The organism is Telluria sp. ZB4P34 (genome assembly GCF_059686055.1).
In genome coordinates, this window is record NZ_JCASIF010000007.1 from 129877 (window position 1) to 153238 (window position 23362).

The window sequence follows — 23362 nt, forward strand, 5'->3', positions numbered from 1 at the left end:
GCTCAGGGCGTGCGGGCGCGGCCCGGCGCATCGACCGGCTCGACCGTGCCCGCACCCGCCACGCGCATGCGCACCACCTGCCCGCTCGCCGCGTTACGCACCCGTACCACCGCGCCGTGCGCGCCGGCGTCGAGCGCCTCGCCGGCCATGCTCACTTCGATGCCTTCGCTGCGCGCCACCATCAGCACCTGGTCGCCGCGCTTGACCATCACGGGCGAGGCCAGCTGGCCGGAACGCAGGACTTCACCGGCGCGCAGGCTGCGCCGGCTGGTCTGGCCGAGGGCAAGCTCCGGCGCGCCGATGGCGTCGCCGATCAGGGTGACGTCGCGCCGCTCGAGCGTGATGTGTTCATTGGTGAGCGCCTCGCCGGCCTTGAGCGGCATGGCGGTGACGGCGACCTGGGCGCTGACGCGGGCGCGCACCACGAACTCGTGGCGCCAGCCGGGAGAGGCCGGGCAACGCGCGACGAAGCGCATGCGCGCGAACTGGCGGGTGTCGAGCGCCTCGACCTCGACCGGCGCACTGCACGCGGGCGCGGGGCGCGCACTCAGGACGCTGAGCGCGACCTCCGGTTCGGACAGGCCGCTGCTCAGCAGTTGCTTGTCGATCTGGCTCCGTGCAGCGCGTTCTATCTCTAAGGAAATAGGTTGCGCGGCGTCGATTGTGGCGCACAAAAGACAGGTTACAATGCCGAGGGTTGCCGCGCGGAAAGCAATCATTGTTAAATAGCGGGTCGCGAGTGAAATAAATGAGCGGCCATTTTACAGAAACAAACAAACTGCAGACCAACGACAGAGGATCGCCATGACGATTAATTTCAAGGACGCCCTCGGCGTGCATGCCGACGCGTTGCAATTACGCGCCGAACGCACCCGCGTGCTTGCCGCAAATATCGCCAATGAGAGCACGCCGGGTTACGCCGCGCGCGACATCGACTTCGCCTCGACCCTGCAGGAGCAGATCGACCAGGAAGCCGGCGAGCCGACCCTGCCGTCGGACGGCCCGCTGTACCGCGTGCCCTACCACCCGAGCGCCGACGGCAACACCGTCGAGATCGGCGTCGAGCAGGCCGCGTTCTCGCAGAACGCGTCCGATTTCCAGACCAGCCTCACCTTCATCAACATGAAGCTGCGCGGCCTGGCCAAAGCCATCAATGGGCAGTAATGCAGGCCAGTAACCAGGAGTAAGAACATGGGCTTCAAGGACATCTCGAATATTGCCGGTTCCGCCATGGCGGCCCAGACCGTGCGCCTGAATACGATTGCCAGCAACCTGGCCAACGCCAATGCCGTGGCCGGCTCGGAAACCGAAGGCTACCGCGCGCGCAAGCCGGTATTCGCCTCGATGATCGGCGAGGACGGCGGCGCCCGCGTGCAGGTGCTGGACGTGGTCCAGTCGAGCGAGCCGCTGCGCAAGATGTACGAGCCGGACAATCCGGTGGCCGACGCCGACGGCATGGTCTACTACGCCAACGTCAACGAAGTGGCCGAGATGGCCGACATGATGGCCGCCTCGCGCGCCTTCGAGACCAACGTCGAAGTGATGGGCCGCATCAAGAACATGCAGGCCGCGCTGCTCAAGATGGGCGAGGGCTGATCATGACCACTACCACCGCCGCCAACGGCGCCTTCGGCTTCTCCACCTCGACCACCCCGACGAGCGACAAGGTCGCGCCGGGCGTGGCCATGAGCGAGAACAAGGACATGTTCACCAAGCTGCTGGTTGCCCAGATCCGCAACCAGGACCCGCTCGCGCCTTCGGACCCGAGCCAGTTCGTCAACCAGCTGTCGCAACTGTCGCAGACCGAAGCGCTGCAGCAACTGGCCAAGACCACCAGCGCCAGCGCCAGCGTGCTGCAAAGCCTGCAGGTGCTGGCGATGGGCGCCCAGGTCGGCAGCGAAGTCTCGGTCGAGACCGGGCGCGTGCGCCTGGATGACGACAAGATCAAAGGTACGGTCCAGCTCGGCGGCGCGAGCAGCGTCACGAACGTGGTCCTGACCGGCATCGACGGCCGCGAACACAGCATCGGCCTGCCTGCGCACGGCGCCGGCGGCCAGGCGTTCACGATCGACCCGGCCGCCCTCGGCTTGCCGGCGGGCCACTACAGCATTCGTGCCGAAGCGTCGGACGGCACCAAACCCGCGGTCGAAATCACCGGCCGCCTCGACAGCGTACGCATGTCGGCAGCCGGCAGCATCCTGCTGCAGGTCGCCGGCATCGGCGAAGTCGAGCCATCCAGCGTCATCGGCTTCAACGGCAAGGCACAAGCCCTGGCCGCCACGGATAACTGAAAGGAATACCCATGAGCTTCAATATCGCACTGTCCGGCATCCAGGCCATCAACCAGCAGCTGGAAACGGTCTCGAACAACATCGCCAACGCCGGCACCTACGGCTTCAAGAGCAGCCGCGCCAACTTCGCCTCGGTGTACTCGGGCGAGCAGGCGAACGGCGTGGAAATCGCCTCGCTCACCCAGAACATCAGCAAGAACGGCAGCCTGCAGACCACCGGCCGCGCGCTCGACGCCGCGATCCAGGGCCGTGGTTTCTTCGCCACCCGCGACGCCCAGGGCCAGATGGAATACACCCGCGTCGGCATCTTCTCGGCCAGCAACGAAGGCTTCCTGGTCGACTCGGCCGGCCGCAAGGTGCAGGGCTACGGCCCGACCGTGGCCGGCGTGATGGGCATGATGGGCGACATCAAGGTGTCGACCGGCCAGGTCCCGGCCAAGGCCAGCACCGGCATCAGCTATGTCGGCAACCTCGACGCCAACTGGAAGCCGCCGGTCACGACCACCTTCGACAAGGGCGACCCCACCAGCTACAACCTGGTCAAGCAGTCGGTCGTGTACGATTCGCTCGGCGCCAGCCATACCGTGTCGCAGTACTTCGTCAAGAACGCGCTGCCGGACACCAGTGGCGTGACCGTTTATTATTCCCTCGACAACGCCGCGCCGCTCGCGACCACCACCGCCCTGCCCTTCACCGCAGGCGGCCAGCTGCCGGTGGCGTCGTCCAAGAGCGCCGCCCTGACCCTGACCCCGGCCAACGGCGCGGCGCCGATCAGCTTCGTCGTCGACTACACCGGCATGACCCGCTTCGCCGGCGAATCGACCACCACCACCAACCGCACCGACGGCTATGCCTCGGGCAGCTTCGTGGGCGTGGAACTCGCCGAAGACGGTTCGGTCGTGGCCAAGTACAGCAACGACCAGCAGCAGGTGGTCGGCACCCTGGCGATCGCCACCTTCCCGGACGAGGACAGCCTGGTGTCCACCAGCGACACCAGCTGGACGGCCAATGCCGCCTCCGGCGCCGCCCTGTACAGCACTGCCGGCGTGGGCCTGGCGGGCAAGCTGTCGACCGGCATGCTGGAAGGTTCGAACGTGGACATCACCTCGGAACTGGTGGGCCTGATGACCTCGCAGCGCAACTACCAGGCCAACTCGAAGGTCATCACCTCCGAGAACCAGATGATGCAAGCCCTGCTGCAAGCCCTGTAAGCCGACGCAGACCCTCGACCAGCATGGATAAACTGATCTTCACGGCCGTCAGCGGCGCCGAGCGCACCCTGCGTGCGCAGCAGGTGCGCGCCAACAACCTGGCCAACATCGATACCTCGGGCTTTCGCGCCAACCTCGAGCTGGCCGCGACCCAGGCCCTGCAGGGCGGTTTCGGCTACGACAGCGTGCACCTGTCCAAGGTCGAGGCCAACACTATCTCGACCCGCGCCGGCGCGGTGCGCGAGACCGGCCGCCCGCTCGACGTCGCCCTCAACGGCAACGGCTACCTGGCGGTGCAGTATGGCGAAGGCGAAGCCTATACCCGCGCCGGCGCGATCGACATCGGCCCGGACGGCGCCCTTTCGGTGCACGGCCATCCCTTGCTGGGCGAAGGCGGTCCGATCGTGCTGCCGCCGCACCAGGCGGTCGAGATCGGCCTTGATGGCACGATCTCCGTGCTGACCGAAGGCGCGACCACGATGCAGGCGGTCGACAAGCTGCGCCTGGTGAACGCGGAAGGCATGGAACTGGCCAAGAACGAAGCCGGCCTGATCGTCTCGCGCGACGGCAACCCGCTGGAAGCGGACCCGAACGTCACCGTGCGCGGCCGCGCCCTCGAGGGCAGCAACGTGTCGGCGGTGGAAGAAATGGTTGCCGTGATGAGCCTGAACCGCAGCTTCGAGATGCAGATGAAGCTGTTCAAGGCCAGCGACAGCATGAACGAGGTCGGCAACCGCCTGATCGGCGGCTAAACCCCAATTTAAGGAGTACCCATGAATCCCGCAATGTGGATCAGCAAGACCGGTGTGCAGGCACAGGATGCCAAGCTGCAGGCGATCGCCAATAACCTGGCCAACGTGAACACGGTCGGTTTCAAGCGCGACCGCGTCGTGTTCGAAGACCTGTTCTACCAGGTCGACGCGCAGCCGGGCGCCCAGAGTGCGGACAACACCGTGTCGAACGGCGTCCAGCTCGGCAACGGCACCCGCATCGTCGGCACCCAGAAGGTCTTCACCAACGGCAGCATGCAGACGACCAGCCAGCCGCTGGACGTCGCCATCAACGGCGCCGGCTTCCTGCAGGTGCGCCGTCCGAACGGCGAACCGGCCTTCACCCGCGCCGGCCAGCTGCAGGTCGACGCCAACGGCACCCTGACCAATGCCCAGGGCCTGCCGCTGGTGCCGCAGATCACCATCCCGCAGAACGCCACCGCCGTCACCATCGGCGAAAACGGCATGGTTTCGGCCACTGTCGCCGGTTCCACCGCCCCGACCGAACTGGGCCAGCTGACCCTGACCAGTTTCGTCAACCCGGCCGGCCTGCTGGCCCTGGGCGAGAACCTGTTCCAGGAAACGGCGGCCTCGGGCAACGCCAACGAAGGCCGCCCGGGCGACGGCGCTTTCGGCAAGCTCAAGCAAGGCGCGCTGGAAGGCTCGAACGTGCAGGTGGTCGAGGAAATGGTCGACATGATCGCCGCCCAGCGCACCTATGAAATGAACACCAAGGTGCTGTCGGCTGCCGACAACATGCTCCAGTACCTGGCCCAGGCGGCGCGCTAAGCGATTCGATCCCATGAAATACCTGACCGCGGCCCTTGCCGCCATTCTCCTCGCCGGCTGCGCCTCCGCGCCGCCGCGCCAGGTGCCAAACGACGACGACGACGTGCCGATGCAGCGCACGGCGTCGCGCGGCGTGTCCGGCGGCGTGTTCACGGGTGAAGCCGTGTCGCTGACCTCGGACAGCCGCGCCTACCGCGTGGGCGACGCGGTCACTGTGATCCTCCAGGAAACCACCCAGGCCAGCAAGCGCGCGGGCACCAGCTTCTCGAAGGGCTCGTCGGCCTCGGTGGCGCCGATCGCCGTGCTCGGCAAGACCTTCGGCAAGACGGCCATCGACATCTCGGCCGACCGCAACTTCGAGGGCGACGCCACCAGCACCCAGCAGAACGCGCTGTCCGGCGCGCTGACCGTGATCGTGCAGGAAGTGCTGCCCAATGGCCTGCTGCGCGTGTCGGGCGAGAAGAACCTGACGCTGAACCAGGGCGAGGAATTCGTGCGCCTGAAGGGTTTCATCCGCGCCCAGGACATCGACAACGACAACCAGGTGTCCTCGCTGCGCGTGGCCAATGCCCGCATCGCCTACTCCGGCAAGGGCGCGCTGGCCGACGCCAACCAGCCTGGCTGGCTGACCCGCTTCTTCAACAGCCCCCTGATGCCGTTCTGAGGACAACATGATTCAAATCTTCAAGGCATCCCGAGTTTTCCGAATCATGTTGTGCGCCGGTGTGCTGCCTGCCGCCGCCCTGCCCCTGCCGGCCTCGGCGGCCCAGGCGCTGCGCAACCTGGTCAGCGTGGAAGGCGTGCGCGAGAACCCGCTGGTCGGCTACGGCCTGGTGGTAGGCCTGAACGGCAGCGGCGATTCGACCCAGGTCAAGTACGCCAGCCAGTCGGTGGTCAACATGCTCAAGCAGTTTGGCGTGCGCCTGCCGGAAGGCGAAGACGCCCGCAACAAGAACGTGGCCGCGGTCATGGTCTCGGCCGTGTTCCCGCCGGGCTACCGGCGCGGCCAGGCGATCGACATCACCGTGTCGTCGCTGGGCGACGCGAAGAGCCTGCGCGGCGGCACCCTGCTGCTCACCCAGCTGCGCGCGGCCGACAACGAAGTCTATGCGCTGGCCCAGGGCAACCTGGTGGTCGGCGGCCTGAACGCCACGGGAAAAAGCGGCTCCTCGGTTACCGTCAACACCCCGACCACCGGCCGCATCCCGAACGGCGCCATGATCGAACGCGAGATCGCCAGCGACTTCGCCACCCGCCCGCAAGTGATGCTGCGCCTGCGCCAGCCGCACTTCGAGACCGCCACCAACGTCGTCAACGCCATCAACAAGCAGTACGGTCCGATCGCCACCACCAGCGACGGCACCAGCGTCGAGGTCATCGCCCCCGCCAACCCGACCGAGCGCGTGGCCTTCATGGCCAGATTGAACAACCTGCCGATCGAAGCCGGCGTCGAAACCCCGAAGGTGGTGTTCAACTCGCGCACCGGCACCGTGGTCATCGCCGACGGCCTGCGCGTGAAGGCGGCAGCGGTCACCCACGGCTCGCTCAAGGTGATCATTTCGGAAAGCTCGCGCGTGTCGCAGCCGGGTCCGTTCTCGCGCGGCCAGACCGCCGTGACGCCGGAATCGAAGCTGTCGGTCGACCAGGGCTCGGGCCAGATGTTCCGCTGGCCGTCCGGCGCCAGGCTGCAAAGCATCATCGACGTCGTCAACAGCCTGGGCGCCTCGCCCGACGACATCATGGCGATCCTGCAGGCCCTCGACCAGGCCGGCGCGATCGAAGGCGAACTGGTGGTGATCTGATGAAGATCGAGCAACAGCAGCCGATTCCCTTACAGCCCGGCGCCGACGCCCCCGTCGCGCCGGCAGCGCCGCAACCCGCCCCTGCAGCGGTGGACGGCGCCTACGTTGCCAAGGCAACCCAGGCCGCGGTCGCGTTCGAACGCTTCTTCATCTCGCACATGCTGAAGGAAATGCGCTCCTCGACCCGCGCCATGGCCGCAGAGGACAGCGTCTTCAACAACCGCGTCAACCAGGACATGCAGGACATGGCCGACGACCTGCTGGCCGGGAACATGGCCGGCCAGCGCGCCTTCGGCATTGCCGACGCCATCCTGCGCCAACTGGTCCCCGAGGCCAAACCAGGAGCCAAGCCGGGTAATAAGGCTTGATGCGCAAGGCCTGATGCGCAAAGCTTTGCGTGCAGAGCTTAACAGACACCAGTAAACGGTCGCCTTTACAAGGTATACCCCGCTCGAGGAAGAATCACGCACCATGGCCATCATCAACAACGCCCTGTCCGGCGCGCTTGCCGCCCAGGTGGCGCTGACCACCAGCAGCCAGAACGTCGCGAACCTGCAAACCAAAGGCTACACGCGCCAGGCAGCGCTCTTGAGCGCTGTCGGTCCGGACGCGAGCCGGCTCTCGCCCGGCAACGGCGTGCAGGTCAGCTCCCTGATGCGGTTCTCGGACGGGTACAAGAGCCAGGCCATGTGGCGCGCGGCCGCCGACCTGGGCGCGCATTCCCAGACCCAGCCATACCTGAGCCAACTCGAGAACGTCATGGGCGACGAGACCGCCAGCCTGTCGGCCGGCATCGACCAGTTCTTCGGCGCGCTCAACGCGGTTGCCGGCGATCCAGGCTCGACCCCACTGCGCCAGCAGGTGCTGACCTCGGCCGGTCTGATGGCTGAACGGTTCAACGGCCTGAACAACGTCTTCAACGCCCAGCTGCAGTCGGTGCGCTTCCAGCGCAGCGCGATCGTCGATTCTGCTAACGCCCAGATCGCCACCATCGCGCGCCTAAACCAGCAGATTATCGAAGCCCAGGCGGGCAATATTAGCGCCTCGGCCATGATCGACGCGCGTGACCAGGCGATCGACGACCTGGCCAGCAAGATGGCGCTGGAAGTCTCCGACAACGGCGACGGCACCCGCGACGTGTCACTGAAGACCGGGCAGGCCCTGGTCCTGGGCGGCATGTACGGAAGCCTGAAGGCGGCGCCGACCGCCACCAATCCGCAAGAATTCTCGCTCAGCTTCGCCGGCACCAGCTATGTGCTCGACGCCGGCAAGCTCGGCGGCCAGCTGGGCGGCCTGACCAAATACGAGAACGAAAAGCTGGTGCCGCTGCAAACCGGCATCGCCGACATGGCGAACCAGATCGCCACCAAGGTCAATTCCCAGCTGGCGCTCGGCTACAAGGCGAACGGCGTGGCCGGTCCACCGCTCACCGCGTCGCTTGGCGAACCACTGTTCGTGTACACCCCGGGCCGCGGCGCCGACATGCTCAAGCTCGTCAGCAGCTTCGAAGCTGACGACCTCGCTTTTTCGGCCGACGGTAATCCGGGCGACACCGGCAATCTACAGAATCTGGTCGCCATTAAGAGCCAGTCTATATCGGTTACAACCATCGGCACGGTGCTGCTGAGCGATGCCGACGCTCAGCTGGTCGGCAAGCTCGGCGTCGACAGCCAGCTCAACAAGGCCGGCCTAAAGACCACCCAGACCGTGCGTACCCAGTCAGTGGACGACTGGCAGTCGACCAGCGGCGTCAATCAGGACGAGGAAGCCGTCAACCTTGTCGAGTACCAGAACATGTACCAGGCGAACATGAAAGTTATTGCCATCGCCAACCAGCTTTTCGACGCAACGCTGGCGATGATGGGCTAAAGGAACGACCATGCGTATCGCGACTTCCCAGTACCAATCGACGATGAACCAGTCGATCCAGCACAATCAGGAGCGCATCACCTACCTGACGCAACAGCTTGCGACCAACAAGCGCATCCAGGTGCCGTCGGACGACCCGGTCGATAGCGTACGCCTAGCGCGCCTGGGGCGTGAAGAAGCGACCGTGCAGCAGTACCGCGACAATATCGCCTCGCTCAGAATCCGCATGAACAAGAGCGAAGGCATGCTGAAGAACATGGTGGACGAGATGATACCTGGCCGCGACCTACTGGTCTGGGCGTCGGACGGAACCAACGCTCCGAGCGACTTGAATTCGATGGTGTCACCGCTCGAATCGCTACGGGAGAGCATTTTCTACAGCGCCAACTCGATCGACCAGGAAGGCAACTACAATTTCTCAGGCACCCTGACAAAGACCGCGCCGGTCGCCCACAACCCGGCGGCGGCACTCGGTTCGCGATATACTTACGTCGGCAATACGAATTCGCAGAACGTCGTGGTCGGCAACGGCATCACCCAGGCGGCGAACCAAAATCTGCAAAGCATCGAGCAGCTGCTAAACCACCTCGACATGGCCATCAACGGCCTGAAGGCATCGGGCGCCTCGGCCAACGATCCGGCCTTGCGCGTGGTGCTGGGCAACACCCTCAACAGCTTCGACGATGCACTGAACCTAGTGACCAGCAAGGTGGCCACCCTGGGGGGCGCGCAGAACATCATTAAGACGCTAGATGCCAACCACGCCAGCATCAGTCTCTCGAACAAGATGGCGATCACCGATATCGGCGCGCTCGACGTCGGCGAGGCGGCGACTGCGCTCGCGAGTTATTCGATGGCCTTGCAATCCACCTACAAAGCCTATAGCCGTATCGGCTCGATGTCCCTGTTCTCGGTGTTGTAATTCATCATCATGGAAACAAGTCTTCGCCCCAACAGCCCCGGCCTGAGCAATGCAGCCGCCGTCAGCGCCGGCGCCGCGCCGGTGCGCCCTACGGCCACCAAGCCTGCCGACCCGGACAGCCGGGTCGTGCCCCCGGTCGCCCCGACTTCCGCCCCGCTCCAGCGCGGCATCACGTGGGATACCCGACTGCAGGGCGACGTCGCGCGCGCCCAGCAGGCGCTCGATTACCTGGAGCGTGTGGCCTCGCAGCTCGAGGCGCTGAAGGCCGACCTGAGCGCCAAGATCTCCGGCCGCGCCGACCCGGCGCGCCAGATCGAGGCGCGCTCGCAACAGCTCGCCAGTGCGCTGGAAGCGCGCCGCAAGCAGGCCGGCGGCGGCGTCGACGCCCAGCTCTCGTTTACCGACGGCCAGCCGGCCATGGCGCGCTTTCGCATCCGCGGCTTCGACCTGGCGGCCCTGCAATCGACCGGCCAGCAGACCTATGCCTTCTCGGTCGGCAGCAGCGGCGGCCCGCAGCTGACCGCCACCATCGAGCCGGGCATGACGCCGGACGAGATCGCCGCGCGCCTCGACCGCACGCTGTCTCCGGTCAAGGTGCGCGTGGCGCTCGACAACAAGCAGCAACTGGTGTTCAGCGCGCCGGAAGCGGAATGGGAAGGCATCAGGGAGTCGATCGCCATCTCGGGCCGCGGCCGTGTCGAGGTGGCGGAAGAGCCGGCTGCTCTCGCGCCGGCACAATGGAACATCGGTAACCCGGACGCCTTGCGCCAGAGCCTGCGCGAAGTGCTGCAGGCCCTGGCCCGGGTGCGCCGCGCGCAGGACGCCGCCAGCGCGGCGCTGAGCGCAGCCATGGCGCGCACCGCGCAGCCGGCCGTTCCCGAGGCGGAACTGGCGGTGATCACGGGCGACTTCGCGGCCACGGCCACGAGCCACGACTACGAATCGCTGCTGGCCATGAGTTCGGCCCTCGTCGGCGTGAGCCGCGAACGGGTACAGGCGCTGCTCGGCCTGCGCTGATTTTTCTTGCCCCGCATTGAAAAAGCTCCCCCGCGCCATGGCGCGGTGGGAGCTTTTTCATTACCGAAACCGGATCAGAAACCGTACTTCAGGCCGACGTTCCACACGTCCGCCTTGGCGCCGTAATCCTTGCTCTTGCCATAACGCTCATATTCCGCCACCAGTGCCGTGGCCTGGTTCAGCTTGTACTCCACGCCGATGCCGGCATATCCGCCGTTATCGCTCTGCTTGAAATTTCCCACGTTGGTGTTCAGCTCGCGCATGCTGTGCGAGATGCCCAGCTTGCCGTAGGCCGACACCTGCTCGTTGACCGGCATGGTGTACTTCGCAGCCACATAGGCGCCGTAGCCTTCGACGCTGCCGCGTACGCCGCCATTCGCGAAATCGGTCTTGTGGTGATTGGTCGCGCCTACTTCGACGCCGACACGCTCATCGAACTGGTAGCCACCGAACAGTTTTCCGTCCGCCTTGTACGCATCGACGGTGGTGTTCTTGGCGCTCACGGCGGCGGCGCCCACATAGCCGCGTCCGGCATTGGTCTGGGCCTGTGCGGTCGCGCTCACAGCGACGGTAGCGATCAGTGCAATCATCAGCTTTTTCATTCGAACTCCTTGTATTCATCTTCAACTGTGCCGCAATTCCCAATGAATCGCGTCGTGTAGCCACAATAGCATCATGCCTCGCAAGGCCCAAGCGAACGCCCTGCGAGAACTGTAACAAGATGAAAAATGAAGACCAGATCCGCACTTATGTGCGCCAGAAGACCGACGATGCCGGCATGACCGGCAGACTCGACTAGTTCGAGGAATAAAAAAACCCGCTGCAAGCAGCGGGTTTCTTCGGACAAGCTCGACTGGCTGCTTACGCGCCTTCGCGGCTCGCCTTCTTACGCTCGTGTTCCTTCAGGAAACGCTTACGCAGGCGGATCGACTTCGGGGTGATCTCGACCAGTTCATCGTCCTCAATGAACTCGACGGCGTATTCGAGCGACATCTGGATCGGCGGCACCAGGCGCACGGCTTCGTCGGTACCCGACGAACGCACGTTGGTCAGCTGCTTGCCCTTGATCGGGTTCACGACCAGGTCGTTGTCGCGCGAGTGGATGCCGATGATCATGCCTTCGTACACCGGATCGTTGTGCGACACGAACATACGGCCGCGGTCCTGCAGCTTCCAGATCGCATAGGCCACGGCGGCGCCGTCGTCCTGCGAGATCAGCACACCGTTGCGGCGGCCGGCCATTTCGCCCTTGCTGTTGTCGACCGGCGCGTACTCGTGGAACACGTGGCTCATCAGGCCAGTGCCGCGGGTCAGGGTCATGAATTCGCCCTGGAAACCGATCAGGCCACGCGCCGGGATCAGGTATTCCAGACGGACACGGCCCTTGCCGTCCGATTCCATATTCTGCAGGTCGCCGCGGCGGCGGCCCAGCTCTTCCATCACGCCGCCCTGGTTGACTTCTTCGACGTCGACGGTCAGGTTCTCGAACGGCTCATGACGCACGCCATCGACCATCTTGTACACCACGCGCGGACGCGAGACTGCCAGCTCGAAGCCTTCGCGTCGCATGTTTTCCAGCAGGATGGTCAGGTGCAGTTCACCGCGGCCCGACACTTCGAACACGGTATCGTCGTCGGTCGGCGCGACGCGCAGCGCGACGTTGGCCTTCAGCTCACGCTCCAGGCGTTCGCGCAGCTGGCGGCTGGTGACGAACTTGCCTTCGCGGCCGGCCAGCGGCGAGCTGTTGACCATGAAGTTCATGGTCAGGGTCGGCTCGTCGACCGTCAGCATCGGCAAGGCTTCCGGCGTGTCCACCGCGCATACGGTCGAACCGATGCCGATGTCTTCGATACCGTTGATCAGGCAAATGTCGCCGGCGACAGCCGAATCGACCAGCACACGTTCCAGGCCCTTGAAGTTCAGCACCTGGTTGATGCGGCCCTTGATCGGGGTCGAGTCCGGGCCGTTCATGACGATCACGTCCTGGCCGGTCTTGACCGTGCCGCGGTTGACGCGGCCGATGCCGATCTTGCCCACGTAGGACGAGTAGTCCAGTGAGGTGATCTGCATCTGCAGCGGGCCGTCAGGATTGTCGTCGCGCACCGGAACGTGTTGCAGGATCGCGTCGAACAGCGGCTTCATGTCGCCGCTGCGCACGTCTTCGGTCAGGCCGGCGTAGCCGTTCAGGCCCGAGGCGTAGACGATCGGGAAGTCGAGCTGGTCATCGCTTGCGCCCAGCTTGTCGAACAGTTCGAAGGTCTGGTTGATCGCCCACTCGGCGCGCGCGCCCGGACGGTCGACCTTGTTGACGACGACGATGGGTTTGAGGCCAAGGGCCAGCGCCTTGCGGGTCACGAAGCGGGTCTGCGGCATCGGGCCTTCCTGGGCGTCGACCAGCAGCAGCACCGAGTCCACCATCGACAGCACGCGCTCGACCTCGCCGCCGAAGTCGGCGTGGCCCGGGGTGTCGACGATGTTGATGTGGGTGCCTTCGTACTCGACCGCGCAATTCTTCGACAGAATGGTAATGCCGCGTTCTTTTTCGAGGTCGTTCGAGTCCATCACGCGGGTGTCCACCGCCTGGTTTTCACGGAAGGTGCCCGACTGGCGCAGCAGCTGGTCGACCAGGGTGGTCTTGCCGTGGTCAACGTGGGCGATGATTGCAATATTACGAATTGCGCGTTTGGTGTCTGACATGTGTGTATTCAACAGTGAATGTTGCGTGATGGATGAAGGCGGTGACGATGGAACGCATTACCGATTTCCGTAACCCGCTACTATAGCATGCTTATGGCCCTTGCTGCGCTGCAGCGAGCGGGAATGCGATGAAAATTAACGGAATGCCGCCGTCGATGGTAGCGGCAAGGTATTGCAGGAGAATGACGGTCCGGGCGCCGCTGGGCAGCATGGGGCTGCCGCTCCCGGTACAGCTAGCAATATGAAAGCGGCCCGGCGGATTTCAAGACCCGACCAGGCGGGTTTCGAAGAGGATTGTCTCGGCTTCAAGTCTTGTCGAGCGCGTCGATCTGCCTGGCCAGGCTGGCGCGCAGGGTCGCGTCCGTCGCCTTGTCGCGCAGGATCGCCAGCGCCGAGCGGTGCGCGACGCCGAGCGACCGGAATGCAACACCCCCTACCGGGCAGCCGCGATCAGGCGTTCCGGCGCCAGGATGGCGTATTCCTGCAGCTTGGCGGTACCGAGCAGCTTGCCCTCATGGTAGACCCGCACCCGGCCCAGTTCGGCCGGCACCATGACGGAGTCCTTGCCGAGCGCCAGGCGCTGGCCGTTCAGGAAGCGCTTTGCCAGTTCGGGCGTCAGCTCCACCGACGGGAAGCTCGACAGCAATGCATCGACCGGGGCCAGCAGCGAGAGCGGGTCGGCATGCGCCTGCAGATCTTCCAGCGTGATCATGCCTTCGGCCGACAGCGCGCCCACCTGCACCCGGCGCAGGCCGTTCAGGTGCGCGCCGCAGCCGAGCGCCGCGCCGATGTCTTCGCCCAGCACGCGCACATAGGTGCCCTTGCTGCAGGTGACCAGGATCTTCAGGTAAGGCGCCGTATAGTCGACCAGGGACAGGGCGTGGATCGTCACCGGGCGCGCCTCGCGTTCGAGCGTGATGCCTTGGCGGGCGTACTCGTACAGCGCCTTGCCGTCGCGCTTGAGCGCCGAATACATGGGCGGGACCTGGAAGATGGGCCCGCGAAAACGCGCCAGCACGGCCTCGATCTGCTCGCGCGTGACCTCGACGGCGCGCTGCTCGATGGTCTCGCCTTCGGTGTCGCCGGTGGTGGTCATGATGCCGAGGTGGACGATCGCCTCATAGGTCTTGTCGGCTTCCAGCAGGTCTTGCGAAAACTTGGTCGCTTCGCCGAAGCACAGCGGCAACAGGCCGGTGGCGAAGGGGTCCAGCGTGCCGGTGTGGCCGGCCTTTTTGGCGTTGAGCACGCGCTTCGCCCTGATCAGGGCGTCGTTCGAGGACAGGCCGACCGGCTTGTCGAGCAGGAGCACGCCGTCGACGAGGTCGCGCGGCTTCTTGGGTAGACGTGCGTTCACTCGGAATCCGGCTCTTCGTCTTTGCCGAAGTCGGCGGCGCGGGTGGCGTTGGCCTGGTCGATCAGGGCCGACATGGCCAGGCCGCGCGTGGTCGAGGTGTCGTGCACGAAGTGCAGTTGCGGCAGCGTGTGGATGTGCAGGCGCTTGCCGAGCAGGTTGCGCAGGTAGCCGGCTGCCTTGGACAGGCCTTCCAGGGTCTGCTTCACTTCTTCCGGGCTGTCCTTCAGCAGGGTGAAGTAGACCTTGGCGTGGGCGTAGTCGGGCGTCAGCTTGACTTCGCTGATGGTGACCATGCCGACGCGCGGGTCCTTGAGTTCGAAGGCGATCAGTTCAGACAGGTCTTTCTGGATCTGGTCGGCAACGCGCAAGCCGCGCTGGGGGATGCTTTTGCTGTGTTTTGCCATGATGGTGCTGTGTTGTTCTTGTGAATGTCGGGCCGGGCCGCGGCCAAAAACAAGGGCCAGGCCCCCGCGGCATTCGCCGCGAAGCGTCCTGGCCCTCATGGTACGCCCAATGTCGAAATTACAGCGTACGCGCCACTTCGGTGACTTCGAACACTTCCAGGACGTCGCCGACCTGGATTTCGTTCATGTTCTTCAGCGACAGGCCGCACTCGAGACCGGCACGGACTTCCTTCGCATCGTCCTTGAAGCGCTTGAGCGAGTCGATCTCGCCGGTCCACACGACGATGTTGTTGCGCAGCAGGCGAACCGAAGAGGAACGCTTGACCACGCCGTCGGTAACCAGGCAACCCGCAATCGCGCCGACCTTCGACACCAGGATGACCTGGCGGATTTCCACCTGGCCAGTAATGGTCTCGCGCTTCTCCGGCGCCAGCATGCCCGACAGTGCCGTCTTGATCTCGTCGATCGCATCGTAAATGATGCTGTAGTAACGGATGTCGACACCGCTGGCCTCCGCCAGCTTGCGCGCCTGGGCGTCGGCACGGGCGTTGAAGCCGATGATGACTGCCTTGGATGCCACCGCGAGGTTGACGTCCGACTCGGTGATGCCGCCGACCGCCGCATGGACGATCTGCACGCGCACTTCCGAGGTCGACAGCTTTTGCAGCGAACCCACCAGCGCTTCCTGCGAACCCTGCACGTCGGTCTTGACGATGAGCGGCAGGTTCTTGACTTCGCCTTCGGCCATCTGGTCGAACATGTTCTCCAGCTTGGCGGCCTGCTGCTTCGCCAGTTTGACGTCGCGGAACTTACCTTGACGGAACAGGGCGATTTCACGCGCCTTGCGCTCGTCGGCCATCACCATCACGTCTTCACCGGCGCTCGGCACTTCGGTCAGGCCCTGGATCTCGACCGGGATCGACGGACCAGCGGTGCTGACCGACTTGCCGTTCTCGTCCAGCATCGCACGGACGCGGCCGAACGAGGAACCCGCCAGCACGACGTCGCCGCGCTTGAGGGTACCCGACTGCACCAGGATCGTGGCGACCGGACCGCGGCCCTTGTCGAGGCGGGCTTCGACCACCAGGCCACGGGCCGGTGCATCGGCGGGCGCCTTCAGTTCCAGCACTTCGGCCTGGAGCAGGACTTGCTCGAGCAGGTCATCGATACCGGTACCGATCTTGGCCGACACCGGGACGAACGGCGAATCGCCGCCGTATTCTTCCGGCACCACGCCTTCGGCAACCAGTTCCTGGGTGACGCGGTCGGTATTGGCGCCCGGCTTGTCGATCTTGTTGATCGCCACCACCAGCGGCACACCGGCAGCTTTCGCGTGGGCAATCGCTTCCTTGGTCTGCGGCATCACGCCGTCGTCCGCCGCCACCACCAGGATGACGATGTCGGTGGCTTTCGCACCGCGGGCACGCATGGCCGTGAACGCCTCGTGACCCGGGGTATCCAGGAAGGTAATCATGCCGCGCGGGGTGTCCACGTGGTATGCACCGATGTGCTGGGTAATGCCGCCGGCTTCGCCAGCTGCCACCTTCGCACGGCGGATGTAGTCCAGCAGCGAGGTCTTGCCGTGGTCGACGTGACCCATGACCGTGACCACCGGGGCGCGCGAGGTCGATTCGAACTCGGCGTGCTCGCCCTGGTCCGCCAGCAGCGCTTCCGGATCGTCCTCGGCGGCAGCGAAGGCCTTGTGGCCCATCTCTTCCACCAGGATCATCGCGGTTTCCTGGTCCAGCACCTGGTTGATGGTGCACATCTGGCCCAGCTTCATCAACTGCTTGATGACTTCCGACGCCTTCACCGACATCTTGTGGGCCAGTTCGGCCACGGTGATGGTTTCCGGCACGTGGACGTCCTTGACGATCGCCTCGGTCGGGGCCTGGAAATTGGTTTCGCGGTCATCGCTGTGCGAACGGCGTCCGCCACTGCGGCCGCCGCTGCGCCAGCCGTCGCGGCCGGTACTCGCAGGGGCGCCGCGGCCCTTGTTGCCGCCGCCCGGTGCGCCGCGCTTCTTGGCGTCGTCCGACCAGGTCGAGGAGACATTGGCCGACTTGATCGACTTCTTGTCGCCCGGCTTCTTGTCGCCCGGCTTGGCGTCCGCCGGCTTCTTGTCGGCGCTGGCGGCAGGCTTGTGCAGGGTACCGGCCGGCACTGCGGGAGCAGCCGGCTTGGCAACCGGTTCCGGCGCCTTGATGACGCGGCGCGGCTGGCTCATCATGAGCTTGATCTGGGCCACTTCGTCGGCCACGGCCTTGCGTGCGCGCTCGGTAGCGGCAGCACGTTCGGCCGCTTCCTTGGCGGCTTCCTCGGCGCGCTTCTTGGCCTCGAGCGCAGCTGCCTGGGCTTTTTCGTCCACGGCAGCGTTCGCGCTTGCGGCGCTGGTCGCAGCGGCGGCAGCCGCAGCCTTGGCAGCGGCGGCCTCACGCTTGGCCTGCTCGGCCGCTTCGCGCTTGGCGTCTTCCTCCGCAGCCTTCGCGTTGGCGGCTTCTTCCGCTTCCAGCTTGGCCAGGCGTTCCTGCTTTTCACGCAGGTCCGCTTCCTGGCGGGCGATCAGCTCGTTCTGGCGGCGCGCTTCTTCTTCGCGGCGCGCCTGCTCGGCGGGATCGATCACCGGGGCGGCCGCTTCGGCCGCTTTCGGGGTGACCAGGTCGTCACGCTGGACGAAGGTACGCTTCTTGCGCACTTCGACCTGGATGGTGCGCGACTTGCCGCTGGCGTCAGCCTGCTTGATCTCGGTGGTTTCCTTGCGGGTGACCGTGATCTTCTTCTTCTCGCCGGTCTCAAGCGCACCGTGGGTACGGCGGAGATGGTTCAGCAGCTTGTCCTTATCATCTTTCGACAAGGGATCTGACGTCGAACTTTTTTCGACGCCGGCCGAGCGCAGCTGTGTCAGCAGCAGGTCTGCAGGCATCTTCAGTTCGGTGGCAAATTGGGCTACGTTGTTACTCGCCATTCAGTCCTCTTTTCTATGTGTCGCTGAGATGATAAAGATTTGCAAATTACGCCTTAACCGTTTCTGCCAGGCTCCAGGCTTTCGCCTGCAAAGCCTTGACGCGGTCATCGTATTTGCTGTCGACCAGCTTCATCTCTTCGTCGGTCACATCACTAAATTCATTTTTGATCAGGTCGCGGGCACGGTCCGACGACAGCGCCAGGATGGCGCCGAATTCGTCGTAGGCGAGCGCCGCGAAGGCGTCGACCGTCTTGATCCCGGCCAGGCCGAGCTTGCCGGCGGTGGTGCGGTCCATGCCTTCCAGGTTCACGAGGGCTTCTTCCATCCCTTCGAGGCCTTCTTCGGAAGCGATCGCTTCGGTCACCAGCGCGTCACGGGCGCGGGTGCGCAGCTCGTTGACGGTGTCTTCGTCGAACGACTCGATTTCCAGCATTTCGGAGATCGGGACGTAAGCGATTTCTTCAAGGCTGGAGAAACCTTCATCGGCGAGGATGTCGGCCACTTCCTGGTCGACGTCCAGCTTCTGCATGAACAGCGCGCGGATCGCGGCGGTTTCCTGCTCCACCTTGTTGGCCGATTCCTCGGCCGTCATGATGTTGATCTTCCAGCCGGTCAGTTCCGAGGCCAGGCGCACGTTCTGGCCCGAACGGCCGATCGCGATCGCCAGGTTCTCTTCGTCGACCACCACGTCCATGGCGTGCTTGTCTTCGTCGACCATGATCGAGGAGACATTCGCCGGCGCCAGGGCGCCGATCACGAACTGGGCCGGATCGTCTGACCACAGCACGATGTCCACGCGCTCGCCGCCCAGCTCGCCGGTCACGGCCTGCACGCGCGAACCGCGCATGCCGACGCAGGTACCGATCGGGTCGATGCGCTTGTCGGCGGTGAACACCGCGATCTTGGCGCGTACACCGGCGTCACGGGCAGCCGATTTGATCTCCAGCAGGCCCTGCTCGATCTCGGGTACTTCGAGTTCGAACAGCTTCATGATGAATTCCGGCGCGGTGCGCGACAGGATCACCTGCGGGCCGCGCATGTTGCGGTCCACGCGCAGGATGTAGGCGCGGACGCGGTCGCCGATGCGCAGGTTTTCCTTCGGGATCATCTGGTCGCGCGGCAGGCGCGCTTCGATCTTGCCCGATTCCACGATGGCATCGCCGCGCTCCATGCGCTTGATGGTGCCGGTGACGAGCGAGTCGCCGCGCTCGAGGAAGTCCTGCAAAATCTGCTCGCGCTCGGCATCGCGCACGCGCTGCAGGACGACCTGCTTGGTATCCTGGGCGAAACGACGGCCGAACTCGACCGATTCGATCGGGTCTTCGATGTATTCGTCGACTTCGATGTCCGGAATCTGTTCCATGGCTTCGAAGTGCAGGATTTCCTGGTCGGGCAGCTGCAGGCCGGCTTCGTTCGGCACGACGTGCCAGCGGCGGAAAGTCTCGAATTCGCCGGTGTCGCGATCGATGCTCACGCGAATGTCGACCTCGCCTTCATAGCGTTTTTTCGTGGCTTGCGCGAGCGCGAACTCCAGCGCTCCGAAAACCACTTCCTTATCGACGTTCTTTTCGCGCGCAAGCGCATCCACCAGTAACAAAATTTCGCGACTCATGCTTTGCGACTCCTAAAATCCACCTGCGGCACCAAGCGTGCCTTGTCCAATTCGGCCAGCGTAAATTCCAACAACGCCGAACCATCTTTATTATCAAATTCCAGACCAACCTTGTCGCCTTCGACGCCGCGCAGGATACCGGTGAAGGTCTTCCTGTTCGCACTGCCAGGCATGGCGACGCGCAGTTTCACGGTGCATTCGTGGCCGGCAAAGCGCGCAAAATCGGCCAGGGTCCGCACCGGACGATCGAGGCCCGGCGACGACACTTCCAGCCGTTCATAATCCACGTTCTCGACGGTGAACACGTGCGTCAACTGATGACTGACCGTGGCGCAGTCCTCGACCGTGATCAGGCCCTTCTCTTCCACGACGTCCGCGGGGAAATCGATGTAGACGCGCAGGATGCCGCGCTCGCCCCGTTCGACGTCCACCAGCTCGTAGCCGAGGCCACCCACTGTCTTGGCGATGAGTTCAAACTGCTGCACGACGCTTCTCCACGACTCGAAAACGAAAATAACAAAAAAAAAATGGGCATCTGCCCATCTTTTTGTATTCACAACCCAACCAGATGAAAGCACTTGCACCAAGTAAATACTGGGAAGAACTTCGATTAGGCTGCAAATTATACAGCGATCCCGCCTCTCTCGCAATCGCCGGGGCAAAATCGGGCAGATGTTGGAGAAAAAAGCAACAGTTGGCAGGATAACCACAAGGGGCATGGACTGCATTCTACTGCATTGCAGCATGGCGCGCCCGCCGGCAAGGGATATTTCTGCTTTTACGTAGGGTGGTCGGCTCTGCCGACCGCGCGTTCAGGCGGTATATGAGTCGACGGATCGCCTGTTCATATGGGATGTGAACGCGCGGTCGGCGAAGCGTGATCCGGTCCACTGGACCAGATCACCCCTACGAATCCACTCAGCCGCGGCGGCCGCGGCGCGGCAAGCCATGCTCCGAACCGCGCGGCCCCTGGCCGCCGCGACGGCCGCCGCCGGTGCCGGCAAAGCCGAAGGTGGTCTGCAGCGGATCCGGCTGCTTCGGACGGCTGCCGCCGCCCTTGCCGCCGCCGAACGCGCCGGCATTGTTGCCGCCGCGCGCCTTGCCGCCCTGGCCGCCGGCGCCCTTCGCTCCCGGCCCCTGCGGACGGCCGCCCGCGAAGCCGCCCGGTCCCTGCTGGCGCGGCACGCCGGCGCGCACTACCGGCGGGCCGAACGGATCGACGTTGCGGTTGGCGTCGGTGCGGTCGATGCGGTTGCCGTCAGTGCGGCGCGCTTCGTCGCGCGGCGGCTTGCCGCCCTTGCCCTTGGGCTCGGCGCCACCCTTCTTCTCGACGCCGAACGCGGCCATCAAGCTGCGCACGTCGTTCTCCTCGAGCTCTTCCCAGCGGCCGCGCTTGAGGCCGGTCGGCAGGGTCATGGCGCCGTAGCGGGTGCGGATCAGGCGCGAGACGGTCAAGCCGACCGCCTCGAACATGCGGCGCACCTCGCGGTTGCGGCCTTCGCCGATGACCACGCGGTACCACTTGTTGATGCCTTCGCCGCCGCCGTCCTGGACCTTCGAGAACGACGCCAGGCCATCGTCGAGTTCGACGCCAGCCAGCAGCTTCTGGCGCATGCCTTCTTCCAGTTCGCCCAGGGTGCGCACCGCGTATTCGCGGTCGATGTTGTAACGCGGGTGCATCAGGCGGTTGGCCAGGTCGCCCGAGGTGGTGAACAGCAGCAGGCCCTCGGTGTTGAAGTCGAGGCGGCCCACGGCCAGCCACTTGCCGGTCTTCATGGTCGGCAGGCGGTCGAACACGGACGGACGGCCTTCCGGATCGTCGTGGCTGACGATCTCGCCGGCCGGCTTGTGGTACACCAGCACGCGCGGCGGCTTGCTGTTGTTCACGCGGCGCTGGATCAGTTTGCCGTTGATGCGCACCGCGTCGGTTGGCAGGATGCGCTGGCCGATGTGGGCCGGCTCACCGTTCACCGAGACGCGTCCCGCCACGATCAGTTCTTCCATGTCGCGGCGCGAGCCCAGGCCGGCTTCGGCCAGCACCTTGTGCAGCTTCGGCGCGTCGTCGTCGGCGGTCAGGTCGCGGCGCGCCGGCTTGGCCGGCGCCTTGCCGCGGCCGCCTTCATTGGCGTCGAAATCGCTTGATGTGACGAAGGAAAACACGGCATCGGCGTCATTGACCTTGCCGCCCTGCGGCTTGCCCTGCTGCGGCCTGCCCTGCTTGCCGGGCTTGCCTGCCCCCTTCCCGGCCGGCTGCGCACCCTGCTGCGGGCGCTGGCTCTGCAGGCCATGCGGGTTCTGCTTGTTGCGCGGCGGGTTGCGGCCGCGCCCTTCGCGCTTGCCCTCGACCTGCGGCTGCCCGGCGTCAGGCGCGGAGCTGGCCGCGCCAGCCTCGGCCGGCACTGCCTCGGCCGGCGCCTGGGCGGCAAGCTCTTCTTGCTGGCGCGCCTCGCGTTCCTGGCGCTTCTCGCGCATCTGGCGCGGGCCGCGCGGCTTGCGCTGCTCGCCTTCGGACGCGACGGCGGCCTGCGCCGCCGAAGCCGGCGCCTCGGCGGCCGGCGCCTCGACTGCAGCAGCCTTCGGGGCGCGCGGCTTGCGCGCCGGCTTGGCTGCGGCCTCGGCTACCGGCGACTCGGCTGCAGCGTCGGCGCCGGCGACCGCGGCCGGCTCCTTGCGGGTGCGCTTCGGCTTGGCGGCGGCCGGCGGTTCGGCACCGGTCACGGGCACGGCATCGGCGGGAGCGGCTGCGGCAGCCGGCTTGCGGGTGCGCTTCGGTTTGGCGGCAGGAGTGCCTTCGGCCTCGACGGGCTTGTCGTTCGGTTCAGTTGGGTTCATCGTTCATATCTTTATTGTGCTGACCCGGCCCAGCGGCGGCTGCCGTTTCCTGGTCAAAAATCGGGACTTCGACCGGCAGCGCGCCGGCCTCAGTGTCTGTCTCGCCGGCGTCCGCCGGTTCAAGCGCGGCCGCCCTGTCAAAATTGTCGTTCAGCGCCGCCTCCAGCGCCTCGAGGCTGCGGCTGTCGGGCCCTTCGGCCACCGGCTGCAGCGGAGGCAGCTGCGACAGCGACGCCAGGCCGAGGTCGTCCAGGAACTGCCTGGTGGTGCCCAGCAGCGCCGGGCGCCCTACCACTTCGCGGTGGCCGAGCACGTCGATCCAGCCGCGGTCTTCGAGCAGCTTGATCGTCTGCGAATTCACGGCCACGCCGCGGATCTCTTCGATGTCGCCGCGCGTGACCGGCTGGCGGTAGGCGATGATCGCCAGCGTCTCGAGCGTCGCACGCGAATACTTCGGCGGCTTCTCCGGCGACAGGCGGTCGAGATACGGCTTCATCTCGGGCCGGCTCTGGAAGCGCCAGCCGGAGGCCAGGCTGACGATCTCGATGCCGCGGCCCTGCCAGTCCTGGCGCAATTCTTCCAGCAAGATCTTGATCGTGTCGCTACCGACACCGGCATTCAGCTGGCGGCCGCCCGCATCGACCTCGGCGAAGAGCTTCTTCATGCCGTGGATCGTCATCGGCTCGCGCGCGCAAAGCAAGGCGGTCTCGAGGACACGCTTGGCCTCGTCAGTATTCATATCGCGATGTGGTCACGCTTCGAATGCAAGAACATCAAAACAAGTACGTTTGGCGGATGCCAGCCGCTGGCCAAACGGCCGCGGTGCG

Annotated in this window: 22 protein-coding genes; 12 read left to right on the top strand and 10 right to left on the bottom strand. The window is 65.2% G+C overall.

What is annotated here, in order from left to right; all coding sequences use genetic code 11:
• Nucleotides 1-2: 2 nt before the first annotated feature.
• Complete coding sequence (gene flgA / locus AC56KL_RS13940; protein WP_497180757.1) at nt 3-674, bottom strand: flagellar basal body P-ring formation chaperone FlgA; 672 nt, start codon at nt 672-674, stop codon at nt 3-5.
• Between the two features lie 130 nt (nt 675-804).
• Between flgA and flgB the strand changes: the two genes are divergently transcribed.
• The 12 genes from flgB (at nt 805) to AC56KL_RS14000 (ending at nt 10671) form a co-directional block, all read left to right on the top strand.
• A complete protein-coding gene (gene flgB, locus AC56KL_RS13945) occupies nt 805-1164 on the top strand; it encodes a flagellar basal body rod protein FlgB (protein ID WP_497180758.1) in 360 nt (119 codons plus the stop codon).
• A gap of 27 nt (nt 1165-1191) precedes the next feature.
• Nucleotides 1192-1596 (top strand): flagellar basal body rod protein FlgC, encoded by a 405-nt coding sequence (gene flgC, locus AC56KL_RS13950; RefSeq protein ID WP_497180759.1) that lies wholly within the window; start codon nt 1192-1194, stop codon nt 1594-1596.
• Between the two features lie 2 nt (nt 1597-1598).
• On the top strand, nt 1599-2291 hold the full coding sequence (locus AC56KL_RS13955; RefSeq protein WP_497180760.1) for a flagellar hook capping FlgD N-terminal domain-containing protein: 693 nt from the start codon (nt 1599-1601) through the stop codon (nt 2289-2291).
• A gap of 11 nt (nt 2292-2302) precedes the next feature.
• Entirely contained in the window at nt 2303-3502 is a 1200-nt protein-coding gene (locus tag AC56KL_RS13960; protein WP_497180761.1) for a flagellar hook protein FlgE, read from the top strand.
• Between the two features lie 23 nt (nt 3503-3525).
• Nucleotides 3526-4254 carry a flagellar basal body rod protein FlgF gene (locus AC56KL_RS13965; RefSeq protein ID WP_497180762.1) on the top strand — a complete coding sequence of 243 codons (729 nt, stop codon included), beginning with the start codon at nt 3526-3528 and terminating at the stop codon, nt 4252-4254.
• Between the two features lie 21 nt (nt 4255-4275).
• The gene (gene flgG / locus AC56KL_RS13970; protein WP_497180763.1) at nt 4276-5061 is read left to right on the top strand and encodes a flagellar basal-body rod protein FlgG; all 786 of its coding nucleotides are present in this window, start codon (nt 4276-4278) and stop codon (nt 5059-5061) included.
• A gap of 13 nt (nt 5062-5074) precedes the next feature.
• Entirely contained in the window at nt 5075-5725 is a 651-nt protein-coding gene (gene flgH / locus AC56KL_RS13975; RefSeq protein WP_497180764.1) for a flagellar basal body L-ring protein FlgH, read from the top strand.
• Nucleotides 5726-5771: 46 nt separating this feature from the next.
• Entirely contained in the window at nt 5772-6863 is a 1092-nt protein-coding gene (locus AC56KL_RS13980) for a flagellar basal body P-ring protein FlgI (RefSeq protein WP_497180765.1), read from the top strand.
• The gene (locus AC56KL_RS13985; protein ID WP_497180766.1) at nt 6863-7231 is read left to right on the top strand and encodes a rod-binding protein; all 369 of its coding nucleotides are present in this window, start codon (nt 6863-6865) and stop codon (nt 7229-7231) included. Before AC56KL_RS13980 ends, AC56KL_RS13985 begins: the two co-directional genes overlap by 1 nt.
• 103 nt (nt 7232-7334) lie before the next feature.
• Entirely contained in the window at nt 7335-8732 is a 1398-nt protein-coding gene (flgK, locus tag AC56KL_RS13990) for a flagellar hook-associated protein FlgK (RefSeq protein ID WP_497180767.1), read from the top strand.
• 10 nt (nt 8733-8742) lie between these two features.
• Nucleotides 8743-9654 carry a flagellar hook-associated protein FlgL gene (flgL, locus tag AC56KL_RS13995; RefSeq protein ID WP_497180768.1) on the top strand — a complete coding sequence of 304 codons (912 nt, stop codon included), beginning with the start codon at nt 8743-8745 and terminating at the stop codon, nt 9652-9654.
• A gap of 9 nt (nt 9655-9663) precedes the next feature.
• Nucleotides 9664-10671, top strand: a complete 1008-nt coding sequence (locus tag AC56KL_RS14000) for a hypothetical protein (RefSeq protein WP_497180769.1) — start codon at nt 9664-9666, stop codon at nt 10669-10671.
• Between the two features lie 74 nt (nt 10672-10745).
• Here AC56KL_RS14000 and AC56KL_RS14005 read toward each other — a convergent pair whose 3' ends face one another.
• The 9 genes from AC56KL_RS14005 to scpB all read right to left on the bottom strand — a co-directional run bounded on the left by AC56KL_RS14005 (nt 10746) and on the right by scpB (nt 23274).
• Nucleotides 10746-11273: a porin family protein gene (locus AC56KL_RS14005; RefSeq protein ID WP_497180770.1), complete on the bottom strand. Its 528-nt coding sequence runs from the start codon at nt 11271-11273 to the stop codon at nt 10746-10748.
• 259 nt (nt 11274-11532) lie between these two features.
• Nucleotides 11533-13368 carry a translational GTPase TypA gene (typA, locus tag AC56KL_RS14010; RefSeq protein WP_497180771.1) on the bottom strand — a complete coding sequence of 612 codons (1836 nt, stop codon included), beginning with the start codon at nt 13366-13368 and terminating at the stop codon, nt 11533-11535.
• Nucleotides 13369-13801: 433 nt separating this feature from the next.
• Nucleotides 13802-14722, bottom strand: a complete 921-nt coding sequence (truB, locus tag AC56KL_RS14015) for a tRNA pseudouridine(55) synthase TruB (protein WP_497180772.1) — start codon at nt 14720-14722, stop codon at nt 13802-13804.
• A complete protein-coding gene (gene rbfA, locus AC56KL_RS14020; RefSeq protein ID WP_497180773.1) occupies nt 14719-15126 on the bottom strand; it encodes a 30S ribosome-binding factor RbfA in 408 nt (135 codons plus the stop codon). The genes truB and rbfA overlap by 4 nt, the downstream gene beginning before the upstream one ends.
• Before the next feature lie 118 nt (nt 15127-15244).
• Nucleotides 15245-18091 carry a translation initiation factor IF-2 gene (gene infB / locus AC56KL_RS14025; RefSeq protein ID WP_497180774.1) on the bottom strand — a complete coding sequence of 949 codons (2847 nt, stop codon included), beginning with the start codon at nt 18089-18091 and terminating at the stop codon, nt 15245-15247.
• Nucleotides 18092-18137: 46 nt separating this feature from the next.
• Nucleotides 18138-19703 (bottom strand): transcription termination factor NusA, encoded by a 1566-nt coding sequence (nusA, locus tag AC56KL_RS14030; protein WP_497180775.1) that lies wholly within the window; start codon nt 19701-19703, stop codon nt 18138-18140.
• On the bottom strand, nt 19700-20188 hold the full coding sequence (rimP, locus tag AC56KL_RS14035; protein WP_497180776.1) for a ribosome maturation factor RimP: 489 nt from the start codon (nt 20186-20188) through the stop codon (nt 19700-19702). The genes nusA and rimP overlap by 4 nt, the downstream gene beginning before the upstream one ends.
• 433 nt (nt 20189-20621) lie before the next feature.
• Nucleotides 20622-22535: a 23S rRNA pseudouridine(2605) synthase RluB gene (gene rluB, locus AC56KL_RS14040; protein ID WP_497180777.1), complete on the bottom strand. Its 1914-nt coding sequence runs from the start codon at nt 22533-22535 to the stop codon at nt 20622-20624.
• The gene (scpB, locus tag AC56KL_RS14045; RefSeq protein ID WP_497180778.1) at nt 22522-23274 is read right to left on the bottom strand and encodes an SMC-Scp complex subunit ScpB; all 753 of its coding nucleotides are present in this window, start codon (nt 23272-23274) and stop codon (nt 22522-22524) included. The genes rluB and scpB overlap by 14 nt, the downstream gene beginning before the upstream one ends.
• Nucleotides 23275-23362: the final 88 nt, after the last annotated feature.